The sequence below is a fragment of the Viridibacillus sp. NPDC093762 genome (assembly GCF_050279675.1).
Taxonomy (GTDB): Bacteria; Bacillota; Bacilli; order Bacillales_A; family Planococcaceae; genus Viridibacillus.
Window position 1 is genome coordinate 564,635 of sequence record NZ_JBNNUK010000001.1, and the last position, 24,011, is coordinate 588,645.

23 protein-coding genes are annotated in these 24,011 nt (G+C 36.6%); all 23 read left to right on the forward strand.

The genetic code is table 11. The annotated features are described in order from the left end of the window. Nucleotides 1-77: 77 nt before the first annotated feature. The 23 genes from ACQKM9_RS02695 to flgD all read left to right on the forward strand — a co-directional run bounded on the left by ACQKM9_RS02695 (nt 78) and on the right by flgD (nt 24,007). On the forward strand, nt 78-851 hold the full coding sequence (locus ACQKM9_RS02695) for a ribonuclease HII (RefSeq protein WP_427732399.1): 774 nt from the start codon (nt 78-80) through the stop codon (nt 849-851). Between the two features lie 36 nt (nt 852-887). Further along, on the forward strand, nt 888-2,990 hold the full coding sequence (locus ACQKM9_RS02700; protein ID WP_427732401.1) for a hypothetical protein: 2,103 nt from the start codon (nt 888-890) through the stop codon (nt 2,988-2,990). Beyond that, complete coding sequence (locus tag ACQKM9_RS02705) at nt 2,987-3,274, forward strand: EscU/YscU/HrcU family type III secretion system export apparatus switch protein (RefSeq protein WP_427732403.1); 288 nt, start codon at nt 2,987-2,989, stop codon at nt 3,272-3,274. The genes ACQKM9_RS02700 and ACQKM9_RS02705 overlap by 4 nt, the downstream gene beginning before the upstream one ends. Before the next feature lie 180 nt (nt 3,275-3,454). After that, a complete protein-coding gene (sucC, locus tag ACQKM9_RS02710) occupies nt 3,455-4,615 on the forward strand; it encodes an ADP-forming succinate--CoA ligase subunit beta (RefSeq protein ID WP_427732405.1) in 1,161 nt (386 codons plus the stop codon). Between the two features lie 18 nt (nt 4,616-4,633). Next, nucleotides 4,634-5,536, forward strand: coding sequence for a succinate--CoA ligase subunit alpha (sucD, locus tag ACQKM9_RS02715; protein ID WP_427732407.1), 903 nt, complete (start codon nt 4,634-4,636; stop codon nt 5,534-5,536). A gap of 72 nt (nt 5,537-5,608) precedes the next feature. Further along, nucleotides 5,609-6,499: a DNA-processing protein DprA gene (dprA, locus tag ACQKM9_RS02720; protein ID WP_427732409.1), complete on the forward strand. Its 891-nt coding sequence runs from the start codon at nt 5,609-5,611 to the stop codon at nt 6,497-6,499. Nucleotides 6,500-6,687: 188 nt separating this feature from the next. After that, nucleotides 6,688-8,763, forward strand: a complete 2,076-nt coding sequence (gene topA, locus ACQKM9_RS02725; RefSeq protein ID WP_053417478.1) for a type I DNA topoisomerase — start codon at nt 6,688-6,690, stop codon at nt 8,761-8,763. A gap of 28 nt (nt 8,764-8,791) precedes the next feature. Then, nucleotides 8,792-10,105 (forward strand): FADH(2)-oxidizing methylenetetrahydrofolate--tRNA-(uracil(54)-C(5))-methyltransferase TrmFO, encoded by a 1,314-nt coding sequence (gene trmFO, locus ACQKM9_RS02730; RefSeq protein ID WP_427732411.1) that lies wholly within the window; start codon nt 8,792-8,794, stop codon nt 10,103-10,105. Nucleotides 10,106-10,451: 346 nt separating this feature from the next. After that, nucleotides 10,452-11,351, forward strand: a complete 900-nt coding sequence (gene xerC, locus ACQKM9_RS02735; protein ID WP_427732413.1) for a tyrosine recombinase XerC — start codon at nt 10,452-10,454, stop codon at nt 11,349-11,351. 20 nt (nt 11,352-11,371) lie between these two features. After that, nucleotides 11,372-11,914, forward strand: a complete 543-nt coding sequence (hslV, locus tag ACQKM9_RS02740) for an ATP-dependent protease subunit HslV (protein ID WP_427732415.1) — start codon at nt 11,372-11,374, stop codon at nt 11,912-11,914. A 2-nt stretch (nt 11,915-11,916) separates the two neighbouring features. Then, the gene (hslU, locus tag ACQKM9_RS02745) at nt 11,917-13,311 is read left to right on the forward strand and encodes an ATP-dependent protease ATPase subunit HslU (RefSeq protein WP_427732417.1); all 1,395 of its coding nucleotides are present in this window, start codon (nt 11,917-11,919) and stop codon (nt 13,309-13,311) included. Between the two features lie 88 nt (nt 13,312-13,399). Beyond that, nucleotides 13,400-14,179 carry a GTP-sensing pleiotropic transcriptional regulator CodY gene (gene codY, locus ACQKM9_RS02750; protein ID WP_427732419.1) on the forward strand — a complete coding sequence of 260 codons (780 nt, stop codon included), beginning with the start codon at nt 13,400-13,402 and terminating at the stop codon, nt 14,177-14,179. A 712-nt stretch (nt 14,180-14,891) separates the two neighbouring features. Then, nucleotides 14,892-15,284: a flagellar basal body rod protein FlgB gene (gene flgB / locus ACQKM9_RS02755; protein WP_427732421.1), complete on the forward strand. Its 393-nt coding sequence runs from the start codon at nt 14,892-14,894 to the stop codon at nt 15,282-15,284. Nucleotides 15,285-15,286: 2 nt separating this feature from the next. After that, nucleotides 15,287-15,748 (forward strand): flagellar basal body rod protein FlgC, encoded by a 462-nt coding sequence (gene flgC, locus ACQKM9_RS02760; protein ID WP_427732423.1) that lies wholly within the window; start codon nt 15,287-15,289, stop codon nt 15,746-15,748. Between the two features lie 24 nt (nt 15,749-15,772). Beyond that, the gene (gene fliE, locus ACQKM9_RS02765; protein WP_427732425.1) at nt 15,773-16,078 is read left to right on the forward strand and encodes a flagellar hook-basal body complex protein FliE; all 306 of its coding nucleotides are present in this window, start codon (nt 15,773-15,775) and stop codon (nt 16,076-16,078) included. 62 nt (nt 16,079-16,140) lie between these two features. After that, nucleotides 16,141-17,742: a flagellar basal-body MS-ring/collar protein FliF gene (fliF, locus tag ACQKM9_RS02770; protein WP_427732427.1), complete on the forward strand. Its 1,602-nt coding sequence runs from the start codon at nt 16,141-16,143 to the stop codon at nt 17,740-17,742. Between the two features lie 14 nt (nt 17,743-17,756). Continuing rightward, the gene (gene fliG, locus ACQKM9_RS02775) at nt 17,757-18,770 is read left to right on the forward strand and encodes a flagellar motor switch protein FliG (protein WP_427732429.1); all 1,014 of its coding nucleotides are present in this window, start codon (nt 17,757-17,759) and stop codon (nt 18,768-18,770) included. Then, nucleotides 18,754-19,542 carry a flagellar assembly protein FliH gene (gene fliH, locus ACQKM9_RS02780; RefSeq protein ID WP_427732430.1) on the forward strand — a complete coding sequence of 263 codons (789 nt, stop codon included), beginning with the start codon at nt 18,754-18,756 and terminating at the stop codon, nt 19,540-19,542. The genes fliG and fliH overlap by 17 nt, the downstream gene beginning before the upstream one ends. Further along, nucleotides 19,542-20,867, forward strand: a complete 1,326-nt coding sequence (fliI, locus tag ACQKM9_RS02785) for a flagellar protein export ATPase FliI (protein WP_427732799.1) — start codon at nt 19,542-19,544, stop codon at nt 20,865-20,867. Before fliH ends, fliI begins: the two co-directional genes overlap by 1 nt. Continuing rightward, a complete protein-coding gene (gene fliJ / locus ACQKM9_RS02790; RefSeq protein ID WP_427732432.1) occupies nt 20,868-21,317 on the forward strand; it encodes a flagellar export protein FliJ in 450 nt (149 codons plus the stop codon). Then, nucleotides 21,274-21,915 (forward strand): MotE family protein, encoded by a 642-nt coding sequence (locus tag ACQKM9_RS02795; protein ID WP_427732434.1) that lies wholly within the window; start codon nt 21,274-21,276, stop codon nt 21,913-21,915. Before fliJ ends, ACQKM9_RS02795 begins: the two co-directional genes overlap by 44 nt. Before the next feature lie 30 nt (nt 21,916-21,945). Beyond that, the gene (locus ACQKM9_RS02800; RefSeq protein WP_427732436.1) at nt 21,946-23,292 is read left to right on the forward strand and encodes a flagellar hook-length control protein FliK; all 1,347 of its coding nucleotides are present in this window, start codon (nt 21,946-21,948) and stop codon (nt 23,290-23,292) included. Nucleotides 23,293-23,296: 4 nt separating this feature from the next. Next, nucleotides 23,297-24,007, forward strand: coding sequence for a flagellar hook assembly protein FlgD (gene flgD / locus ACQKM9_RS02805; RefSeq protein ID WP_427732438.1), 711 nt, complete (start codon nt 23,297-23,299; stop codon nt 24,005-24,007). The last annotated feature ends 4 nt before the right edge of the window (nt 24,008-24,011 follow it).

Below are 24,011 nucleotides of genomic sequence, written 5' to 3' on the forward strand. Positions count from 1 at the left end.
TGGTGAAAAAGGTTTTTTTCTAGATTTTTTAGAAATAGTGCCGATAGTATAAATAGATACAAAAGGGAGTCTTATTTTTGAAAACGATAAAAGACATTAAAGAAGCATTAAATAATGAGCAGCAATACCAACCTTGGATGGCGGAAATAGAATCGGATGAACGCTTAGGCGTACAAAAAGTATGGCAACAATGGCTTCGAAAAAAAGCGAAGTTAGACAAACTAATAGCAGAGCATGAGGAGAAACTGGAATTCGATAATTCTTATCGCACACACCCTACTGCAAATATTGCAGGTACGGATGAAGCAGGCAGAGGCCCATTAGCGGGTCCTGTTGTGACAGCAGCAGTTATTTTACCTAAGCATTGTCCGGAGCTTGTTGGGTTAAATGATTCCAAACAGTTATCAAAAGAAACTAGAGAATCATTTATGGAGAAAATTATGGAATGTGCTATCGCAACCTCTATACATTTTCAGTCGGCAGAAGTAATTGACGACCTCAATATTTACGAAGCAACAAAACAGTCCATGAAAGCTTCTATAGAGACGCTACAAGTAAAACCAGATTTTGTGTTAGCGGATGCAATGACTTTACCGATCGATATTCCACAAGCTCCTATAATAAAAGGTGATGCCAAAAGCTTAGCAATCGCAGCGGCTTCTATTTTGGCGAAGACAGCGCGTGATAACTATATGGAAGAAATGAATGTAAAATATCCCCAATACGGGTTTGCGCAACATGCAGGTTACGGTACAAAACAACATTTAGAGGCTTTACGTAAATTTGGCCCTACAGACATTCATAGAACAACGTTTGAACCAATCAAATCAATGATTCATAAGAAAGGGTGAATAGTATTGGCCTATACTTCGTTTTCGTCCATACAAATGCAACAAAATCAAAGTATAAACACGCAACAGCCAGTGTCTTTAAAACAAGGTCAAGTATTTCACGGTACGATTAAACAGCTGTTCCCTGACAACCAAGCAGAGGTGCAGCTAGGTGGCCATCGTTTTATGGCAAGGTTAGAAATGCCAATGCAAGCTGGTAATGCACACTATTTTCAAGTAACAGGCATAGAGCCAGACTTACAACTTAAAGTCGTATCGGGTCCGATCAATCAAACAGGAACATTAACACAACAAATTAATCAATTATTAGATTCTATGCAACTTCCGAAGACATCCGAAATGCAACAAATTGCAGCCTATTTCTTAAAGGAAAACGTGCCGATGTCCAAAGAACAGTTAATGCAAGCAGAACTGTTGGTAAAACAATTACCTGCTGGTGTTACGATGAAGGATGCCTTACATGCTTTACAAAAAATAATTGACTTGAAAATGCCAATGAAACAAGACACGTTTCAAGCGCTTATTCAAGGTGGGATGAAACAAGGTTTTACACAAACGATTGATGCTTTACGACAACTATTACAACAGGATACTACCTTATCACCAGCTATTCGCGACCAATTATTACAACAATTGCAATTGCTAGCTAAACCGTTTGAAACGGAAACAGGTGGTGCAATTTTAGCGAAAATCATTCAATCTCTAACAGACGTAAATATATCATCTACTGATAAAAATATCCTAATCCAAATGCTAAAAGAGGTAGGTATCCTACCAAAAAACGCGAATATTTTTAATTGGTCGACAACTGTTATGCGAGGACCATCTGTACCGTATTCCAACTCAATTGGACATTTATTACAACAAATTCAAACGGCAACACCAAAGGAAGCTACACAACTTATCTCTCAATTACAAACGGCTATTACGAGTAACGCCAATTTGACAGATTCTCAAAGAGCAGAGCTACAGCAAAATTTGATGAAATTCAATGCTGCTCAATCGTCACAGCAGGCGTTGTCAACCTTTGTAAGGGATTTGCAGGGTCAATTAGGGAGAATGAGTCAAATGAGCATTGCAGTACCTTCTACGTCGCAATTACTGCAAAGTATTCAGTCTGTTAGTCAAAAAGATATGCCAGACTTCATCACCCAGCTAAAGGTATCTATTGAATCGCAAAGTATATTATCGGCATCACAGAAAGAAAACCTTATTAATACCCTTGGGAAATTTTCACTGACAAACAATACACCTCAATCTATTCAAATTTTGATTAAGGAATTACAAGGTCAGCTAATGCAAGCATTTAGCCAAATAGCAGAACAACAGCCTTTCAAGATGGATGAACAAAATATAACAGCTAAACAACATTTAATGACTTTAATGAATGTGGCTAATACAACGACTGATGATATGACACTTAGAGGATTGACACAAATCACTAGTAAGTCTGCGGAACCTTTCATTCAGCAACTAGTATCGCAAGCTGAGCAGAATGTGCATAATGCAATTGATAGCAAAGCTTTAGAATCTGCTATGAAACAAACTTTGCAACACCTAGGATTAAGCTATGAAGCAAAATTACTAGATAAAACAGCAGATATGCAGCAACTTGCTGGGCAATTGAAACCACAGTTATTGTCATTGATACAAGATCCAACTGCCTCAAATGCTACAAAAGCAGTGGCTGAGCAAATTGTTGCTCGTATGAATGGCATGCAATACTTATCAGGAGAAAATGGGCCTCAACATCAACTGATCATGCAAATGCCATTGGAGTTTTTTGGACGGAAAACAGATGCTACATTGCAGTGGAATGGTCGTATGAAGGACAATGGGAAAATTGACGCAGATTATGCGAGGATATTATTTTATTTGCAATTGAATTCACTCCAAGAAACGGTAGTTGATATGCAGGTTCAGAGTCGCGTTGTCACTGTAACTGTTTACAATGAGAATCATCAGTTGAAAGAGTTAGCAGAGCCACTTAAAATAGCATTAAAAAAAGGATTATCGTCCCATGATTATCAATTATCAGGTGTCTTTATGAAAAAATTCGTTGAAAATAAACCAGTGAAAACAACTCTAATAGCAAAAACTTCCAAGGATGATAACGGGGGAGTTGATATCCGAATATGACAGTAGAAAAACAACATGAACGGAAAGAAGCTGTTGCCCTTTCCTTTAATCCGGGTGGATATGAAGCTCCGAAAGTGGTAGCCAAAGGTAAAGGGAAAATAGCGGAAAATATTTTAGAACAAGCAAAAGATAACGATATTCCTATTCAAGAAGACCCAACTCTTGTCCAATTATTAGGTCAGCTTGACTTGAATGAGTCGATTCCTGAAGAACTTTACCAAGCTGTTGCTGAAGTATTTGCATTCATTTACCGTTTAGATAAAGATTATGAAAATTCAAAATAATGGTCAAAAAAAGTCGATATTAGTCGCCCTCAAAACATTGATATATGTATATTTCGAGCGAATTTGCGGATAATTAAAGGTGAAAGTCGAAATAACAAGAATGTAGACATAGTGAATCAGATTATATACAATGGTTATGTAATAGTAAAACTCTATGGGATTTTGATGGGAGGAAGTTAGATGAATATCCATGAGTACCAAGGAAAGGAAATTCTAAGACAGTATGGGGTATCAGTTCCAAATGGCCGAGTAGCGTTTTCACCAGAGGAAGCTGTAAAAGTAGCAAAAGAATTAAGTACAAGTGTAGTCGTTGTTAAGGCTCAAATCCATGCAGGTGGACGTGGTAAAGCAGGTGGCGTTAAAATTGCCAAAAATTTGGACGAGGTACGTTCGTATTCGAAAGAATTATTAGGGAAAATCCTGGTCACTCACCAAACTGGTCCAGAAGGTAAAGAAGTCAAACGCCTCTACATAGAAGAAGGCTCTGATATTAAAAAAGAGTACTATCTGGGTTTTGTAGTAGATCGTGCAACTTCTAGAATTACTTTGATGGGGTCTGAAGAAGGCGGGATGGACATTGAAGAGGTTGCTGAAGCAACTCCTGAGAAAATTTTCAAAGAAATAGTTGATCCAGCTATCGGATTAACAGGTTTCCAAGCACGTCGTCTTGCGTTTAATATGAATATTCCAGACAAATTAATAAATAAAGCTGCATCACTTATGCTCGGGATTTATAAAGCATTTACTGAAAAAGATGCTTCTATTTTAGAAATCAACCCGCTTGTTGTGACAGGTGATGGTAACGTAGTGGCGTTAGATGCAAAATTCAACTTTGATGGAAACGCTTTATATCGTCATAAAGATGTTGTTGAATTACGAGATTTCGAAGAAGAAGATCCAAAGGAAATTGAAGCTTCAAAATATGATTTAAGCTATATTTCATTAGACGGTAGCATTGGTTGTATGGTCAATGGTGCTGGACTTGCTATGGCTACAATGGATACAATTAGTTATTATGGCGGATCACCCGCAAACTTCCTGGACGTTGGGGGCGGTGCAACTGCTGAAAAAGTAACTGAAGCCTTCAAAATTATCCTTTCTGATGCAAATGTAAAAGGTATATTCGTTAACATTTTCGGAGGTATCATGAAATGTGATATTATCGCAGAAGGTGTTATTGCAGCGGCAAAAGAGGTTGGTTTAAATGTACCATTAGTTGTTCGCTTAGAAGGTACGAATGTTGATCTTGGTAAAGCGTTGTTAAATGAATCAGGTATTAATATCGTTACAGCAGATTCAATGGCTGATGGTGCAAGAAAAATTGTAGAACTTGTAGGCTAAGAAGGGCGGGGACTTGAAATGAGCGTTTATATTAATAAAGAAACTAAAGTACTTGTACAAGGGATTACAGGGTCAACGGCTCTTTTCCATACAAAGCAAATGCTAGAATATGGTACAAAAGTTGTGGCAGGGGTTACGCCGGGTAAAGGTGGTACAACTGTAGAAGGCGTACCTGTTTTTAACACGGTGGTTGACGCTGTTAAAGAAACAGGCTGTAATGTTTCTGTTATTTATGTACCAGCACCATTTGCGGCAGACGCGATATTAGAAGCTGTAGATGCTGATTTAGATTTAGTTATTTGTATTACTGAGCATATCCCGGTACTAGATATGGTTAAAGTGAAACGTTATATGGAAGGTAAGAAAACGCGTCTAATTGGCCCGAACTGTCCAGGTGTTATTACTGCAGATGAATGTAAAATTGGTATTATGCCAGGTTATATCCATAAAAAAGGCCATGTAGGAGTTGTATCTCGCTCTGGTACATTAACTTATGAAGCAGTTCACCAACTTTCTCAAGAAGGTATTGGTCAAACAACTGCTGTTGGGATTGGTGGCGACCCAGTTAACGGTACTAACTTCATTGATGTTTTAAAAGAATTCAACGAAGATCCTGAAACTTATGGTGTCGTTATGATTGGTGAGATTGGCGGTACTGCAGAAGAAGAAGCAGCTGAGTGGGTCAAAGCGAATATGACAAAACCAGTTGTAGGTTTCATTGGTGGACAAACTGCACCTCCTGGGAAACGTATGGGCCATGCTGGTGCCATTATTTCTGGTGGTAAAGGCACAGCTGCTGACAAGATTAAAGCAATGAATGCAGCTGGTATCCAAGTAGCAGAAACACCATCTGTTATCGGTGAAACATTTATTAAAGTTATTAAAGAACATGGTTTATACGAAAAATGTAAAACCCATTAATATAGAAGGTGTAGCAAAGTCTTAATAGACAATGCTACACCTTTTAAGTAGTTATATGACTGGAGGGCAATGATGAATGAAGCACAATTGACTCAAAGACTATTAGCATTGCATTATGTATTTCCTGTACCACTAAACAGGTTAGCACCTTTGTTTAAAGAGGATATAGAACTTGCAAGATTTGAACAAATGTCCTCACAAAAAATTGCACAATTATTAAATCTCTCCTATGAAAAAGCTACTAGATTAAAAGTTGCTTATATAGAAGCAATGGAAACTCCCTTACTCCAAGCTTATGAGCAAAAATTGATTACCCCAATCCCGTTCTTTCATCCCTTATTCCCTAAAGAGTTATTCGAATTATATGATCCTCCTGTATGTCTTTATGTAAAAGGAATAGTAGATTTACTAGAAAATAAACGTAAGATTGCTATAGTTGGTTCTAGAAAGGCGACAGCCTATACAAAAAATGCATTACAGTATATTATACCGGCATTGGTAGAACACGATTATATCATCATCAGTGGCCTTGCGAAGGGGGCTGATCGAATGGCACATGAAAGTGCAATTGCAAACGGAGGTAAAACAATCGCAATTCTAGGGCATGGATTATTTCATCTATATCCGAAAGAAAATACAAAATTAGCCGAAATAATTAGCAAAGATCATTTATTAATGACAGAATATCCGCCATATATCGAGCCTAAACGATGGTATTTTCCAATGCGGAATCGTATTATTAGCGGTATGTCAAAGGCTATACTAGTTACTGAAGCGGCTGAAAAAAGTGGTACATCCAGTACAATGGAACACGCCTTAGAGCACGGGAAAGAAATTTTCGTTGTACCTGGAGATATCACATCAAAACTTTCATTAGGACCGCATAAATTGCTCGCAGAAGGTGCTACACCAGTCTGGAATGGATATCAAATAATAGCAGAATTAGAAAGATATTTTAATTGATGATGAAATATAACTTGCAAAAATTTCTTTTCTGTTATACATTTTGCAACAGGTATTCTTTTGTAAACGCTAAGAAAAAAAGTTATAGTTGAATGGTAAGTTTTTTAACAATATTTTCATGTACTTATTCAATTTTAACAAGTGAAACTAAAGAAAATGAAACATCACCTCTATAAGGGGGAACTCACATGTCGGATTATTTAGTAATAGTTGAATCGCCCGCAAAAGCAAAAACAATCGAGCGATATTTAGGAAAAAAATATAAAGTAAAAGCATCAATTGGTCACGTACGTGATTTACCTAGAAGTACAATGGGAATTGATACGGAAAATAATTTTGAACCAAGATACATTACCATTCGTGGTAAAGGTCCTGTTTTACAAGATTTAAAATCCGCAGCTAAAAAAGCCAAGAAAATCTATCTTGCGGCCGATCCAGATCGCGAGGGAGAAGCTATTGCTTGGCATTTAGCAACAGCTCTTAACATTGATATAAAATCGGACTGTCGTGTATTATTTAACGAAATCACGAAAGATGCTATTAAAGAGTCATTTAAGCATCCACGTCCTATTGATATGGATTTAGTTGATGCTCAACAAGCACGTCGTATTCTAGACCGTCTTGTAGGGTATAACATTAGTCCTCTTCTATGGAAGAAAGTCAAAAAAGGTTTATCTGCTGGTCGAGTGCAATCAGTTGCATTACGTATGATTATCGACCGTGAAAACGAAATTAAAAACTTCCAGCCTGAAGAATATTGGACAATCGAAGGTAACTTTGAAAAGGGTAAAAAGCAATTTGATGCTATTTATTATGGAAATAGTAAAGAGAAAATCAAATTATCCAATGAAGAACAAGTAAAAGATGTCTTGAAGCTAATGAAGGGGGAAGATTTTGAAGTTGCAAAAGTAGTGAAACGTGAGCGTAAGCGTAATGCAGCTCCATCTTTTACAACATCATCCCTACAACAAGAAGCCGCTCGTAAATTAAACTTCCGTGCGAAAAAGACAATGATGCTTGCACAGCAATTATACGAAGGTATAGATGTTGGTAAAGAAGGTACGGTTGGTTTAATTACGTATATGCGTACCGATTCGACACGTATATCTGAAACGGCGAAAAAAGAAGCATTTGAATATGTACAATCAACATACGGTAACGAATATACAACGCCTCTTGATCAACAAGCAAAAAAATCTGAAAAAGCGCAAGACGCACATGAAGCAATTCGTCCAACAAGCACATTGCGTACGCCTGATCAGTTAAAAGCAGTTTTATCTAGAGATCAACTCCGTCTTTATCGTTTAATTTGGGAACGCTTTATAGCGAGCCAAATGGCATCTGCTGTATTAGATACAGTAACAGCAGACTTACAAAATGGTGATGTATTCTTTAGAGCTACAGGTTCTCAAGTGAAATTCCCTGGTTTCATGAAGCTTTATATTGAAGGTTCAGATGACCAAAAAGAAGAAAAGGATAAGCTATTGCCGCCAATGGAAAAAGGCGATATTGTAAAATCCTTGAATATTGAACCAAAACAACATTTCACACAGCCGCCACCTCGCTTCTCAGAGGCACGACTCGTTAAAACGATGGAAGAAATAGGAATAGGCCGACCTTCAACTTACGCTCCAACATTGGATACAATTCAAAAGCGTGGTTACGTCACATTAGACAATAAACGTTTTGTACCTACAGAATTAGGTGAAATTGTTCACTCATTAGTTTTAGAATTTTTCCCTGATATTATTAATATCGAGTTCACTGCCAAAATGGAACACGATTTAGATAGTATTGAAGAAGGTAATACAAAATGGGTGAGTATCATTGATGAGTTCTACCAAGATTTTGAAAAACATGTACAACACGCTGAAGTGGCCATGGAAAAAGTTGAAATTAAAGACGAACCTGCCGGTGAAGATTGTGAACACTGTGGTTCACCAATGGTTTTCAAACTAGGTCGCTATGGTAAGTTCATGGCATGTAGCAACTTCCCTGATTGCCGTAATACTAAAGCTATTGTCAAAGCAATTGGCGTAACATGTCCAACATGTAAAGAAGGCGAAATAGTAGAACGTAAGAGTAAAACTAAACGCATTTTCTATGGCTGTAATCGTTATCCTGACTGTGACTTTGTATCATGGGATAAACCGATTAATAGACCTTGTCCAAAATGTAGTGAATTATTAGTAGAGAAGAAACTGAAAAAAGGCGTACAAATTCAATGTACGAAATGTGACTATAAAGAAACAGCATCACAATGATGAGTATAAGAAAGAGGTATATATAAGCATGACAACAATCGTAAATGTAATCGGTGCAGGTTTAGCAGGTAGTGAAGCAGCTTGGCAGATCGCGAAAAGAGGCATTCAAGTTCGCTTATATGAGATGCGTCCAGTCAAACAAACGCCTGCTCACCACACAGATAAATTTGCAGAATTAGTATGTAGTAACTCACTACGTGCCAATAACTTAACAAATGCTGTTGGCGTTATTAAAGAGGAAATGCGTATGTTAGATTCGGTAATTATAGAAGCAGCAGATCGCAGTTCAGTTCCTGCAGGTGGAGCGCTAGCAGTGGATCGCCACGAATTTGCAGGCTATGTAACAGAAAAAGTGAAAAACCATCCGCTTATTGAAGTAATTAATGAGGAAGTAACTGAAATTCCAGAAGAGGGTATAACAGTTATTGCTACAGGTCCACTAACTTCAAAAGCATTAGCAGAACAAATTCAAACGTTAACAGGTGAAGAATATCTTTATTTCTATGATGCAGCTGCACCAATTATCGAAAAAGATAGCATTGATATGGATAAAGTATATTTAAAATCTCGTTACGATAAAGGTGAAGCGGCATACTTAAATTGTCCAATGACTGAAGAGGAATTTAACCGTTTCCAAGAAGCATTAATTAACGCTGAAGTTGCACCATTAAAAGAGTTTGAAAAAGAAAAGTACTTTGAAGGCTGTATGCCAATCGAAGTAATGGCTGCTCGTGGTCCGAAAACTATGCTATTTGGTCCTATGAAACCAGTAGGCTTAGAAGATCCTAGAACAGGTAAACGTCCACATGCAGTTGTACAACTTCGCCAAGATGACGCTGCAGGAACGCTATATAACTTAGTAGGTTTCCAAACGCATTTAAAATGGGGAGCACAAAAAGAAGTATTTAGTATGATCCCTGGTTTGGAAAATGTGGAAATCGTTCGTTATGGTGTTATGCATCGAAATACATTTATCAACTCACCTAAAGCATTAGCACCAACTTATCAACTAAAAAGTCGTCCAAACATTTTCTTTGCTGGTCAAATGACAGGTGTAGAGGGCTATGTTGAATCAGCGGGGAGTGGTCTAATTGCAGGTATTAACGCTGCACATCTTGCAATGGAGAAAGACTTATTAATCTTCCCAGCAGAAACGGCATTAGGAAGTATGGCGCGTTATATAACAGAAGCCGATTCAAAACACTTCCAACCCATGAATGTGAACTTTGGTTTATTCCCTAAACTAGGTGAAAAAATTAAATCGAAGCAAGAACGCGGTGAAAAACACGCAGAGCGCGCATTGGCTGCTATTCAAAATTTTAAAAATACAACAAATATCTAATTGTTTTAAGCCTTTAAAATTGTTACAATTTTAAAGGCTTTTTTGTTTATAAATGAAAATAATTTCTCATAATGAAAAGAAGAGACAAATAGTGGTAATTTGACAGTAAGAATAATACATTTAAGTGTAACAAAGTTATCCAAAAGACGAGAATAAACTTTTCAAGAAAAACTTTATTTTGACTTATGAACTGAAGTGTCGAACAATTCACATGAGTGTGTTATACTCATATGTGCCTTAAACAACTAGGATTAACATTAGCTCTAGATTAGTAATCGTTTTTGCTTTATAAAAATGCTTAGAGTTAGATGGTTAAATTTGGAACTTTTATTAACGAGGTGTTCAAATGAACATACGATCTGAACAAGCACTTGAGCAATTTGTTATTTATATTCAATTAGAAAAAAATTTTTCACCATTAACAGTGCGAGAATATCAAACTGATTTACATGAATTTTTATCTTTCTTAAAAGTAGAAGGTGTAGTAGATTTAGCTGATGTTGAATATATACACGCCAGACTTTACGTAACAAAATTGTACGAAGAAAAAAAAGCGAGAACAACTATCTCAAGGAAAATTTCTTCAATCCGTTCTTTTTTTCGTTTTCTAAATAAAGAATATGGATTGGATGATACAGGCTTTCAAGCTCTTTATCATCCGAAGAAAGAAGATAGATTACCGCGCTTTTTTTATGAAGAAGAGCTTGCCAGATTGTTTCAGGCAAACGAAGGGGAAGATTCGAAATCTTTACGAGATACAGCCATTCTTGAATTGTTGTATGCCACAGGTATTCGGGTCAGTGAATTGACATCTATTGAAATGAAAGATGTTGATTTTTCAATATGCATTTTACGTGTGATGGGAAAAGGGAGAAAAGAACGTTATGTACCATTTGGACATTTTGCTTCGGAAGCATTGCAACAATACCTAGCAAATTCACGTCCTAAACTTATGAAAGGCCTTCAAAACCCTCAACTATTTGTCAATATGCGAGGTGGAGCCCTTACCGCAAGAGGTGTTCGTTATATTTTAAATGATATGATGAAAAATGCAGAGTTACATTCTAATATTTATCCTCATATGTTAAGACACACCTTTGCTACGCATTTATTAAACAACGGAGCAGATTTACGTACCGTGCAAGAATTACTCGGACACGCAAATTTATCTTCTACGCAAGTTTATACGCATGTGACAAAAGAACATCTAAGAAAAACATATATGAATGCTCATCCAAGAGCGTAACAATTGGGAGGAGGGTTATTATGGTTGAAATGCACGCAACCACAATTTTTGCAGTACAACATAAAGGGCAGAGCGCGATGGCAGGTGACGGACAGGTGACTCTTGGTAATGCAGTCGTGATGAAACACACAGCTAAGAAGGTGCGTCGTCTTTATAACGGTAAAGTACTAGCGGGGTTTGCCGGATCTGTAGCCGATGCGTTTACATTGTTTGAAATGTTTGAAGGGAAACTTATGGAATTTGATGGGAACCTTCAACGTGCTTCAGTCGAAGTAGCAAAGCAGTGGCGCGGAGATAAAATGTTGCAAAAGCTAGAAGCAATGTTACTTGTAATGAATAGTGAAACACTACTACTTGTTTCTGGTTCTGGTGAAGTCATTGAACCTGATGACGGTATCTTAGCAATTGGCTCAGGAGGAAACTATGCGTTATCAGCTGGCAGAGCGTTAAAGCAATACTCTGGTGAAACATTAACAGCAGAGGAAATTGCGAAAGCATCGCTTGAAATTGCAGCAGATATTTGTGTATTTACGAACCATAATATTATCGTGGAGGCACTGTAACTATGACACAACAACAAACGCCTAGACAAATGACCGAGTATTTAGATCGTTATATCGTTGGACAACGTGATGCTAAGCGTGCAGTAGCTGTTGCGCTTCGTAATCGTCATCGTCGTCAACTTTTAGATGAAGAGATGAAAAATGAAGTCATCCCAAAAAACATCTTAATGATTGGGCCAACTGGAGTTGGAAAAACGGAAATTGCTAGACGTATCGCACGTTTAGTTAAAGCGCCATTCATAAAAATAGAAGCGACAAAATTTACTGAAGTAGGTTATGTAGGTCGTGATGTGGAATCGATGGTACGTGACTTAGTAGAAGTGGCTAACCGACTCGTGAAAGAAGAAAAACATGAAGAAGTAAAGGATCAAGCAGAGCGACTAGCTAATGAACAAATTGTGAAATTACTTGTACCAAGTATGCGTAAAAAGCAATCATCGTCAAATCCTTTTGAAATGTTTTTCGGACAAAATTCCGAGAAAGAAGAAGAAACAACTACAGATGATACAGAAGTACGTTTAAAACGTTCACAAATTGCGGATGCTTTAAAAGCAGGCAAGCTTGAAGATGAGTGGATATCGATAGAAGTGACTGAGCAATCGCCATCAATGTTTGGTGGTTTTCCAGGAGCGGGCATGGATATGGGTGGCAGTAACATGGGTGATATGTTATCAAGCTTAATGCCAAAGCAAAAGAAAAAACGACGTCTACAAGTAAAAGATGCTAGACGTATACTTATAATAGAAGAAGCTAATAATTTAATTGATTCTGATGAAGTTTCTCAAGAAGCGATTACGCGTGCTGAGCAAACAGGCATCATCTTTATCGATGAAATTGACAAAATTGCCAATAAGAATGGTAATTCTGGTTCTGCGAATGTATCAAGAGAAGGCGTTCAACGCGATATTTTACCAATAGTTGAAGGTTCTACTGTTAATACAAAGTATGGTCCTGTCAAAACAGATTATATGCTATTCATCGCTGCAGGTGCATTTCATATGTCTAAGCCATCAGATTTAATCCCTGAGCTACAAGGGCGCTTCCCAATTCGCGTTGAATTAGAAAAGCTTACGAAGGAAGACTTTGTTCGTATTTTAAAAGAGCCAGACCATTCATTAATTCTTCAGTATAAGGCATTATTAAATACTGAAGGTGTTGAAATTGAGTTTACAGAAGAAGCAATTGATCGTATTGCGGAAATTGCAACATTTGTAAACCAAGAAACAGATAATATCGGAGCACGCCGTCTCCATACGATTTTGGAACGTCTTTTAGAAGAGTTGTCATTTGAAGCTGCAGAAATCGCACCAGCTCACATTGATATTACACCATCGTACGTAGATCAAAAACTTGGAGAAATTGCGAAGAACAAAGATTTGTCTCAATTTATCTTATAGTTTATAATCTAGGTTATTGTATGAAAATTTTAAAAGTTATGAAAATTAAATAAACTATACAAAAAATATTACAGGAGGCTAAATAAAAATGAATTTATTAGCTAAAACACGAAAAATTAACTCAATGCTTCAAGCATCTGCTGGGAAACCAGTTAACTTTAAAGAAATGGCTGACACATTAGGAACAGTCATCGAAAGTAACGTATATATCGTAAGTCGTAAAGGTAAATTACTAGGTATTTCAATTACTCAACAAATTGAAAACGAACGCCTTAACAAAATGTTTGAAGAGCGTCGTTTCCCTGAAGAATATACTCAAAATTTATATGACTTCTCTGAAACTGTTCCAAACCTTGATGTACATGATGAGCATAGTGCATTCCCTGTTGAAAACAAAGAGCTTTTCAAATCGGGTCTAACTACAATTGTGCCGATTATTGGTGGTGGCGAACGTCTAGGAACTTTGATTTTAGCTCGTCTAGCTGGTACTTTTGAAGATGACGAATTAATCCTTGCTGAATACGGTGCAACTGTAGTAGGTATGGAGATTCTTCGTGAAAAAGCTGAAGAAATCGAAGAGGAAGCTCGTAGCAAAGCAGTAGTACAAATGGCAATCAACTCATTATCATACAGTGAATTAGAAGCTATTGAGCATATCTTCGAAGAACTAGATGGTAGCGAAGGATTACTAGTCGCTTCTAAAATTGCTGACCGCGTAGGTATTACACGCTCAGTAATCGTCAACGCTTTACGTAAACTAGAATCAGCTGGTGTTATTGAATCACGCTCTCTAGGTATGAAAGGTACGTACATTAAAGTATTAAACGATAAATTCCTAAATGCATTAGCAGAAATCAAAATGCGCTAATAATTCCGACCTAACTATCCCAAAGTCTATCAAAGACTTTGGGATAGTTTTTTTATACCTATACACCAGTAATTGTACCTAGTGAATTATGGGTGTATATTTGTGAAATCATTATAAGACAACGAAAAAATGAAAATATTGTCAATAAAAATGGTGAATTAACAAAATCAGCTGAATATGATGAAAAAAACATAATTCTTTTGTAAGGAAATGATATAAAATTTATGGTTACCATTTTACTGTTAAAAAAGGGTGGGGAGTAATGAAAAGGTAGTTATTTTTAGATTAAATTAGTAAAGAACTATTATTATATATGAAGTCTGTTATAGTAATACCGAGTTGAATTATCTGAAAATTCCACTAAATATATCAAATGAATATGTGTCTATTTGGTGTTATTAGGATAAAATAACTTTCTAATAATATTGAACAACTAAGAAATCCCTATAAACTCAATAGCGGCACAAGTAGTAGATATTACAAAGAATTAATTTTATTAACACTATTGTTATAGTGAATATTACCTTTACCCCTTATAGGATAAGCGGTTTAGAAGTTTTGAAAGAAAAGGTGAGTAAAGTGAAAAAAATGGGTTTTTGTACCTATTAAAAAGAACCTAATACAGATAGACACTAGGATACATCTCTAATACAATTAGATAGTAAAAATAAAATTGAAATTTGGTAGTATATATCGAATTGGGGTGAAATATTTGGATTTATTTAGTGGAACGATAAGCAATTTGGAAAGTGGCCTCGCTTATGCTACGGTGAAGAATAAAACAATCGCTCAAAATATAGCGAATAATGACACGCCAAACTATAAAGCGAAAGACGTTAGTTTTAAAAAGATGTTAACTGAGGCACAAAATACATATATTCAAGCAAACAGAACTGATCAAAGACACTTTGATTTTACTACTAAGAATTCGACACCAGGTGTTTATAGTTATTCTAATCTTCGCTACCGAGAAAATGGTAATGGTGTGGATATGGATAAAGAACAAGCGAGTTTGGCGGAAAATACAATTTACTATAATACCTTGGTTGACCGTATTAACGGTAAATTAAATACATTACAAACTGTTATTAAAGGGGGTAACTAATTTTGTCTATCTTCCATAGTATGAATACGACTGGATCGGCTCTTACTGCTCAGCGTTTAAGAATGGACGTCATTTCGTCTAATATGGCAAATGTCGATACTACACGAGCGACAATGGAAAATGGCGAGTGGGTTCCGTATCGTCGTAAAACAGTAACGTTAACTTCGAAAGAAGGACAATTTTCTAATTATTTAAATACGGCAATGGGTTCAACAAGTAAACAAGGAGTTGGCAATGGTGTCAAAGTAACAGGGATTAATAATGATACTGAAACACCATTCAAACTTATTTATGATCCAACACATCCAGATGCTAATGATGAAGGGTATGTGCAAACTTCAAATGTTGATCCTTTGAAAGAAATGGTAAACCTAATATCGGCTACAAGATCATACGAAGCGAACGTAACGGCATTTAATGCAAATAAATCGATGCTAACAAAAGCTCTAGAAATAGGGAAATAATTTCTACAAAGGAGGATGGAGTAATTGCCAGTATCACAAGTATCTGTAACGCAACCAGTTCAACCAACTATGACACAAAGAGTTGCTGAAACGATGCCTACAGAATCTAAGGGAAATTTTGGAACTATGTTGAAAGATGCTATCCAATCTGTAAACGATAGTCAAATTGCTTCTGATAATATGACAAATAAGTTGATAAACGGAGAAAATGTTGAGCTTCATGACGTTATGATTACTGCTCAAAAAGCGAGTGTAACATTGAATACGGCATTACAAGTACGTAATAAAGTAGTAGAGGCGTATCAAGAAATTATGCGAATGACAGTTTAATTCGAACGGTTAGTGCGGATTTAACCACGTATTAGAACATTCACTATAACCGGAGGCTTAAAATGAATGAAAGACTGACAAAAATCAAAACCGACTCCACAAGGTTTTGGGGAAGTCGTACGAAAGCACAAAAAGGTACGTTAATAGGTTCCCTTCTTGGAATTATTATTTTCGCAGCGGTTATTACATACTTTGCAACTCGAGTTACGTATGCGCCACTTTATTCAGATTTATCGACTGCTGAAGTAGGGAAAATAAAAGAAACCCTTGATGCTCAAGGGGCAAAATATAAGATTGCACCAGGTGGAACATCTATCTTAGTCCCAGAAAACCAAGTCGATGCACTATTAGTGCAATTAGCATCAGAAGGTTTTCCGCAATCTGGTAAAATAGATTACTCATTTTTCTCTCAAAACGCTGGATTTGGTATGACTGATAATGAATTTAGCGTTCTGAAATTAGCTTCTACACAAACAGAACTAGCTAATTTAATTAAAGGTATTAAAGGTGTAAAAGACGCGAAAGTAATGATTACTTTACCTGAAGAGGGTGTATTCGTAAGTGATACACAGCAGCCAGCTAGTGCATCGATAGTTTTGAATACGGAACCAGGTTATCAATTTACTGAAACGCAAATCCAAACACTTTATAATCTGGCATCTAAAAGTGTTCCAAATCTAGCGCCTGAAAATATCGTAATTACTAATCAATACTTTGAATATTACGATTTACAGTCCAATAATACCGCAGCAGCCGGAGCTAGTGGAGCGGATGTCAATCAACAATTGGCAATTAAAAAGCAAATTGAACGTGATTTGCAACGCCAAGTGCAAACAATGCTAGGTACTTTAATGGGAGCCGATAAAGTAGCGGTAGTAGTGACTACTGATATAGATTTTACCCAGGAACAACGTGAAGAAAATTTAGTTGAACCAGTAGATAAAGAGAATATGACTGGTATCCAAATCAGTGCCCAGCGTATTAGTGAAACATTTACTGGTACTGGAGCTGCGGCTTCCGGTACACCTGAAGCTGAAAATGCTACTGATAATTTTACAAACTATCAATCAGGGTCATCAGGAGATGGAGATTACGAGAAAACTGAAGAGACGATTAATAATGAAGTGAATCGTATTAAACGTCAGATTGTAGAAAGTCCATATCGAATTCGTGACTTAGGTATTCAAGTAATGGTAGAACCACCAACTGCTGACGATGCAACTACATTACCAACGAATATACAACAGGATATTCAAAATATGCTTGCATCAATCGTCCGCACTTCAATTGATAAAGACGAAGCTGGACAATTAACAAATGCTCAAATTGATCAAAAGATAAATGTGACTGTTCAACAATTGAATGGTAAAACTCAATTAGCTTCAACAGAGACAAGTAAAATTCCATGGTGGGTATATGTAATTGGCGGTATTTTAGTAGTTGCTATTATTTTACTAGCGTTCTTTATCTTGCGTTCTAGAAAACAAAATGCGACAGAAGAAAATATGATTCTAGAAGATCAAAAAGAAATAGTTGAAGTAGAAGATATTTCTACAGAAAAAGAAACAGAATCAACCGTACGACGTAAACAGCTTGAGAAGATGGCGAAAGACAAGCCAGATGATTTCGCGAAATTATTACGTACATGGATAACTGAAGATTAATGGGGGGAAAAGCTGTGTCAAGGAAAGAAAAAGGTTTATCTGGTAAACAAAAAGCAGCACTCCTGTTAATATCACTAGGACCAGAGGTGTCCGCTGCGGTATATAAACACTTAAGTGAAGAGGAAATAGAACGTTTAACGTTAGAAATTTCAGGAGTTAAAAAAGTTGAACCAGAGATAAAAGAGGAAATTATCGAAGAGTTTCATAATATTGCACTCGCACAAGACTACATTTCTCAAGGTGGAATTGGTTATGCGAAAACTGTATTAGAAAAAGCTCTTGGATCGGATCAGGCGCAAACAATTATCAATCGATTAACATCTTCTCTACAAGTAAGACCTTTTGATTTTGCGAGACGCACCGATCCTGCACAAATTTTCAACTTTATTCAAAATGAACATCCGCAAACAATTGCGCTAATACTTTCATATTTAGAGCCACAGCAAGCGGGTATTATACTTTCATCATTACCTCAAGAGGTACAAGCTGATATAGCAAAACGTATCGCAATGATGGATTCAACATCGCCAGAAGTTATTAGTGAAATTGAGTCGGTATTAGAACGCAAATTATCATCAACAGTGACGCAAGATTACACCGAAACTGGTGGCGTTGACGCAGTTGTGGAAGTCCTTAATGGTGTTGATAGACAAACAGAAAAAACAATTCTGGATGCACTTGAAATTCAAGATCCAGAACTTGCAGAAGAAATCAAAAAACGTATGTTTGTTTTCGAAGATATCGTTACACTGGATAACCGCTCAATTCAACGTGTTATACGTGATTGTGAAAATGAAGATTTACTTCTTGCAATGAAGATTTCGAGCGAAGAAGTAAAAGAAATCATTTTCAAAAATATGTCCCAACGTATGGCTGAGACATTTAAAGAAGAGATGGAAGTAATGGGACCTGTTCGCCTGAGAGATGTTGAAGATGCACAAATGAGAATCGTTGCAGTAACACGACGCTTAGAGGATGCAGGTGAAATCATTATCGCTCGTGGTGGAGGAGATGACGTCATTGTCTAGAATCATTCGATTCGATGATACTCTATCATCCAAAGAGAAAATTAGAACGATTGAAATACGCGAGTTTAAATTGCCTGAAGATCAGCAAGAAGTCGTAGAGGATTATTCCTTAGAAGAAGTTTTAGCCGAAAGAGAACGTATTATTGCTGAAGCACAATCTGAAATTACTACGCAACAACAACAATTCTTAGCCCAATGCGAACAACAACAGCAGGTACTTGATTTTGCTAAAGAGCAATGGGAACAAGATAAGCTTATTCTTCAACAACAAGCTTACGATGAAGGTTTTCAGCAAGGCTTAGAAGAAGGACGTTTAAAAGCTGAAGACAATATGTCAGAAGCAGTTCATATAGCTAATGAAACTACTATCAGTTCACAAGAAAATGCTCAACTATATCTAGAAAGTCAAGAAAGAGTCATTTTAGAACTGGCTTTGAATGCAGCGACTCGCATATTAGGGACAGCCTTAGAAGAAAATGGAGAGCTGTATTTAAATGTGGTCCGTCGAGGTTTAAAAGAGGCAAGAGAGATGAAAGAAATTAAACTGTATGTGTCACTTACTTATCATAAGCTAGTTTCAAGTCATCGAGATGAATTAGCTTCTATTTTCCCAGTGGATGTACCATTCATGATATTCGTAAATGAAGAATTAAATGATACGGATGGCTATATCGAAACAAATCACGGAAGAATTGTCGTGAGTATTGATGAACAGCTTAATGAATTACGATTAAAACTAATAGAAATATTAGAAAGCGTGGATCAGAAATGATGAAAGCGTCGCAGTTGATTGAGCATATTCCATCAATACAAACATTTAAAAAGTATGGTCGTATAACTCGTGTAGTTGGTCTAATGATTGAGTCTCAAGGTCCTGAAAGTTCTGTTGGTGATGTTTGTAAAATTCATGTGCAATCTTCAAAAAATGGACATTCAGAGATTTTAGCTGAAGTTGTCGGTTTTAAAGATGAAATCGTTGTACTAATGCCGTTTACATCAATTAGAGAGATTTCGATAGGCTGTTTAGTTGAGGGAACGGGGTCACCTTTAGAAGTGAAAGTAGGGCCTGAACTTATTGGTAAAGTATTGGACTCAATGGGATTACCTATTGATGGACACAACTTACCAAAGGGCCTTGCTACTGTGCAAACAGAAGAGGACCCTCCAAATCCTTTAACTAGACCACCTATAAATGAAACCCTTGAAGTGGGTGTAAAAGCAATTGATGGAATGTTAACGGTCGGTAATGGTCAACGTGTTGGTATATTCGCTGGTTCAGGTGTTGGTAAAAGTACTCTCCTAGGAATGATAGCGAGAAATACAGAAGCAGATTTAAATGTTATCGCACTTATTGGAGAACGTGGTCGTGAGGTTCGTGAATTCATCGAACGAGATCTTGGCCCCGAAGGCTTGAAGCGCTCAATCGTTATCGCTGCTACATCTGATCAACCTGCTCTGATGCGTATTAAAGGGGCGTTTACAGCTACAGCGATAGCAGAATACTTCAGAAATAGAGGATTAAATGTCATGCTCATGATGGATTCTGTCACTCGTGTTGCTATGGCTCAACGAGAAATTGGTTTGGCGGTTGGAGAACCACCAGCTACGAGAGGTTATACACCTTCTGTATTCTCTATTTTGCCAAAGTTATTAGAACGAACAGGTACAAATGAACATGGTTCTATAACAGCTTTCTATACGGTTTTAGTAGACGGGGATGACATGAATGAACCAATAGCAGATACTGTTCGAGGTATTTTAGATGGACACATCGTACTAGATCGAACACTGGCGAATAAAGGACAATACCCAGCTATTAACGTTTTAAAAAGTGTCAGCCGTTTAATGAATCATATCGTTTCTAAAGAACATGTACAGGCTGCAGAACGGTTACGAGAACTTTATTATACGTATAACAAATCAGAAGACTTGATAAATATAGGTGCCTATAAGCGAGGAACATCCAAAGAAATTGATCAAGCTATTCATTATGAGCCTCTAATTACAGCATTTTTGAAACAAGGTTATTTAGATAATGTTAGTATGCAGCAGAGTGTGAATGAATTAATCAGTTTATCGAATGGTGGTGGGCTGTAAATGAGCGCATATATATATCGCTTTGAAAAAGTTATGACAGTGAGAGAGCAAGAAAAAAATGAAACAGAAATTGCTTTCAAAGAATCTGTCAGAGTTTTTGAAGAAGTAGCTACCAAACTTTATAATCTACTAAAGAAAAAAGAAGACCTAATCGGCTTTCAACAACAACGAATGTCTACTGGTTCTAGTATCGATGAAATTCATCATTATTCAAGATTTATTGATAGTCTTGAAAAGACAATAGTAGATGTACAGCAAAAGGTTATTCAAGCTCGCTCTAAAATGGAGTGGCATGAACAGAAACTGCTAGAAAAAACGTTGGAATTTCGAAAATATGAAAAGATGAAAGAAAAAGATCTTGAAACTTTTAAAGAAGAACAAGAAAGACTTGAAGCAATTCGACTAGATGAACTATCATCAGTCGCATATTACAACAAAGAAATCAGGTGATGGCATGGCGAAAAAAAATTTGGAGCATACAAAAGCTTCGGAAGTAAAGGCACCTAGTACGCTTCAAAGACTTTTTTATTGGGTGATTATACCATTACTATTTACAACTGCCGTTCTCCTGATCATTGCACATTTATTAAACGTAAATGTTTTTGAAAAAGCAAAAGAATGGACAAGTGGTACAGCCCAAAGTACTAATGAAAAAGTGTTAAATGAAAATGATGTAAAAGAAAATGCCAAACAAACGGTGGAGCTAAAAGCCCAAATTCAAGAAAAAGAAGCTGAAATTGCGCAATTACAAGGTCAAATAGAAGACTCGAAAAATGAAAAATCTAAACTTGTTATTGAACAAGACCGACTAATAGCTGAAATCGATAAGCTAGAAAAGGGCAAAGCAGAAACACAAAAAGAATTTAGTAGTATAGTTTCAACCTTTGAAAAAATGACGCCAAAAGCAGCAGCTCCAGTCATCATAAATATGAGTGATTCGGAAGCAATTAAAATACTAGCTAGCCTAAAACCCGAAACGTTGGCGAAAGTATTAGAGAAGATGCCAGCAAAAGATGCTGCCCGATATACTGCATTGTTAGCGAAATAAAAGTTCTATTAGTCGGAAGGAGGTGAAATCATGAATATAGATTCGATACAAATAGAAGCACCCAAAGCAAGTAGTCAATCAAAAAATTCAACTGATAGCTCGTCTAACACTGGATTTTCGGATTACTTGTTATCTTCTAATAAGAATGAACCGCCAACTTCATCTACAACAAATAGTAATCAAAGTAATGTAGATAAGTTGAATAATCAGTCCATTAAGGAATCCACAAATAGCTCAAATAGATTATCTATCGATCTATCAAGAGGTCTAGAAGGTTTGCTTGGACAAGTACTAAAAAGCAATGCTACCAGAGATCAAGAACAAGCAATCACTATAGAAGATATGTCAAACATCCTTGGTGTAACTTCACTAACAGATTTAAATAAATTGCTGAACAGTTCAATCGATGAAGCTACTCTAAGTACTGAAAGTATATCACTTGATAAATTAGGCGAGTTGTTAGGAGTAAACGTTGAAGATTTACAAGCTGCGATTCAGAAGTTAACAAGTGATGATACGCAGGCAAAAGATGTTTGGGATTTACTTGCCGGTATTGATCAAAATGCTTTTGCATTTATGCAGAATTTGATGTCTTCTATTAGTGGAGAAAAAGGGGCAACAGTATCTCAAACTCAGGCTTCAGATGTACTGGGATTTTTAAAATTAGTTGAGCTTGCAGCACCTAAAACAGATTTAGTCTTAAGTCAAGAATTACAAGTATTTCAAGTGAAAGAATGGATGTCTGCTTTATCAACAAAAGTAGAACAGCTCCTAAATCAAGCATCGAGCAGTCAACTTCCACTTGTGAAAACTAAAGATGTACAACCATTATTGATTAATTTAACTGAGGCCAGTGCCAATGAAAGTGTTACAACAAGTGTTGCAACAACTCTTACAGAAACAAAAGGTACAGCTAACACAACTGTGACATTAACATTACCAACAAATAAGGCTTCTCAGGCTGAAACTTTTGTCAAAGAGTTCCAAGCAATTATGAATCGTAGCCAAATTTCAAATGCACAAGGAATGACGAAGCTTTTAATCAAACTATACCCAGAAAATTTAGGGACGATTCGCGTAGAACTTGTACAAAAAGATGGGGTTATGACAGCTAGATTGCTAGCCTCTACAGCAATTGGTAAAGAAATGTTAGATAGTCAGTTAAATTCATTAAAACAAGGTTTAGTCAACCAAAATATACAACTTGACCGTATTGATGTTACACAAGCCTTAAGTGATGCAAATCGCCAAGAAAAAGGACAACATCAATTCAATCAATCGTTTAAGCAACAAGCACATGACCAAGACGATCAAAACAAAGGCGAGCAAGATGAAGAAATAACATTTAGCGATTATTTAATGGAAATGGAGGTGTAGGATTATGGCAGATACAACGAAAATTCCAGATAAAAAGAGTATATTAGATGATTACAACATTACCAATCAACCATCTAAACAAAGGCAAACAGGTAACTCTACTTTAGGTAAAGATGCATTCTTGCAATTGCTAATTACACAATTACAAAACCAAGATCCAACAAACCCTATGGATGATAAAGAATTTATTGCACAAATGGCTCAATTCTCAACTCTTGAACAAATGACGAATATGACAACAGCACTAGAGAATTTAACGCAATTACAACAACAATCGCAGTTAATTGAATTTAATTCATTCATAGGCAAAGATGTGCAATGGCATGAAATAACTGATGAAAAAGGTGAAGATGGTAAACCGATTGTTAATGAAGGAACTGGCACTGTAGTTCGAGTTAAATACGGTGTTGAGGGAGTTATCTTCGTATTAGCAGACGGGAAAGAATTAACACCTTCGAATATTTCAGAGGTTATTAATGGAGCTACAGGTAGTGCTGGAGGATCGCTAGTAGAAGCGAGTATGTTAATAGGAAAAAATATTACGTACAAAGTGACTGAGGATAAAGATGATAATGAAGAATCTGAGAAACCGCCAAATGAAATAACTAATGAAGCAACTGTCCAATCCGTTTCTAAAAAAGATGGACAAATCAAATATATCCTTAGTAACGGTGATGAAGTAACAGCTGATCAAATATTATCTATATCTCAATAAGCGA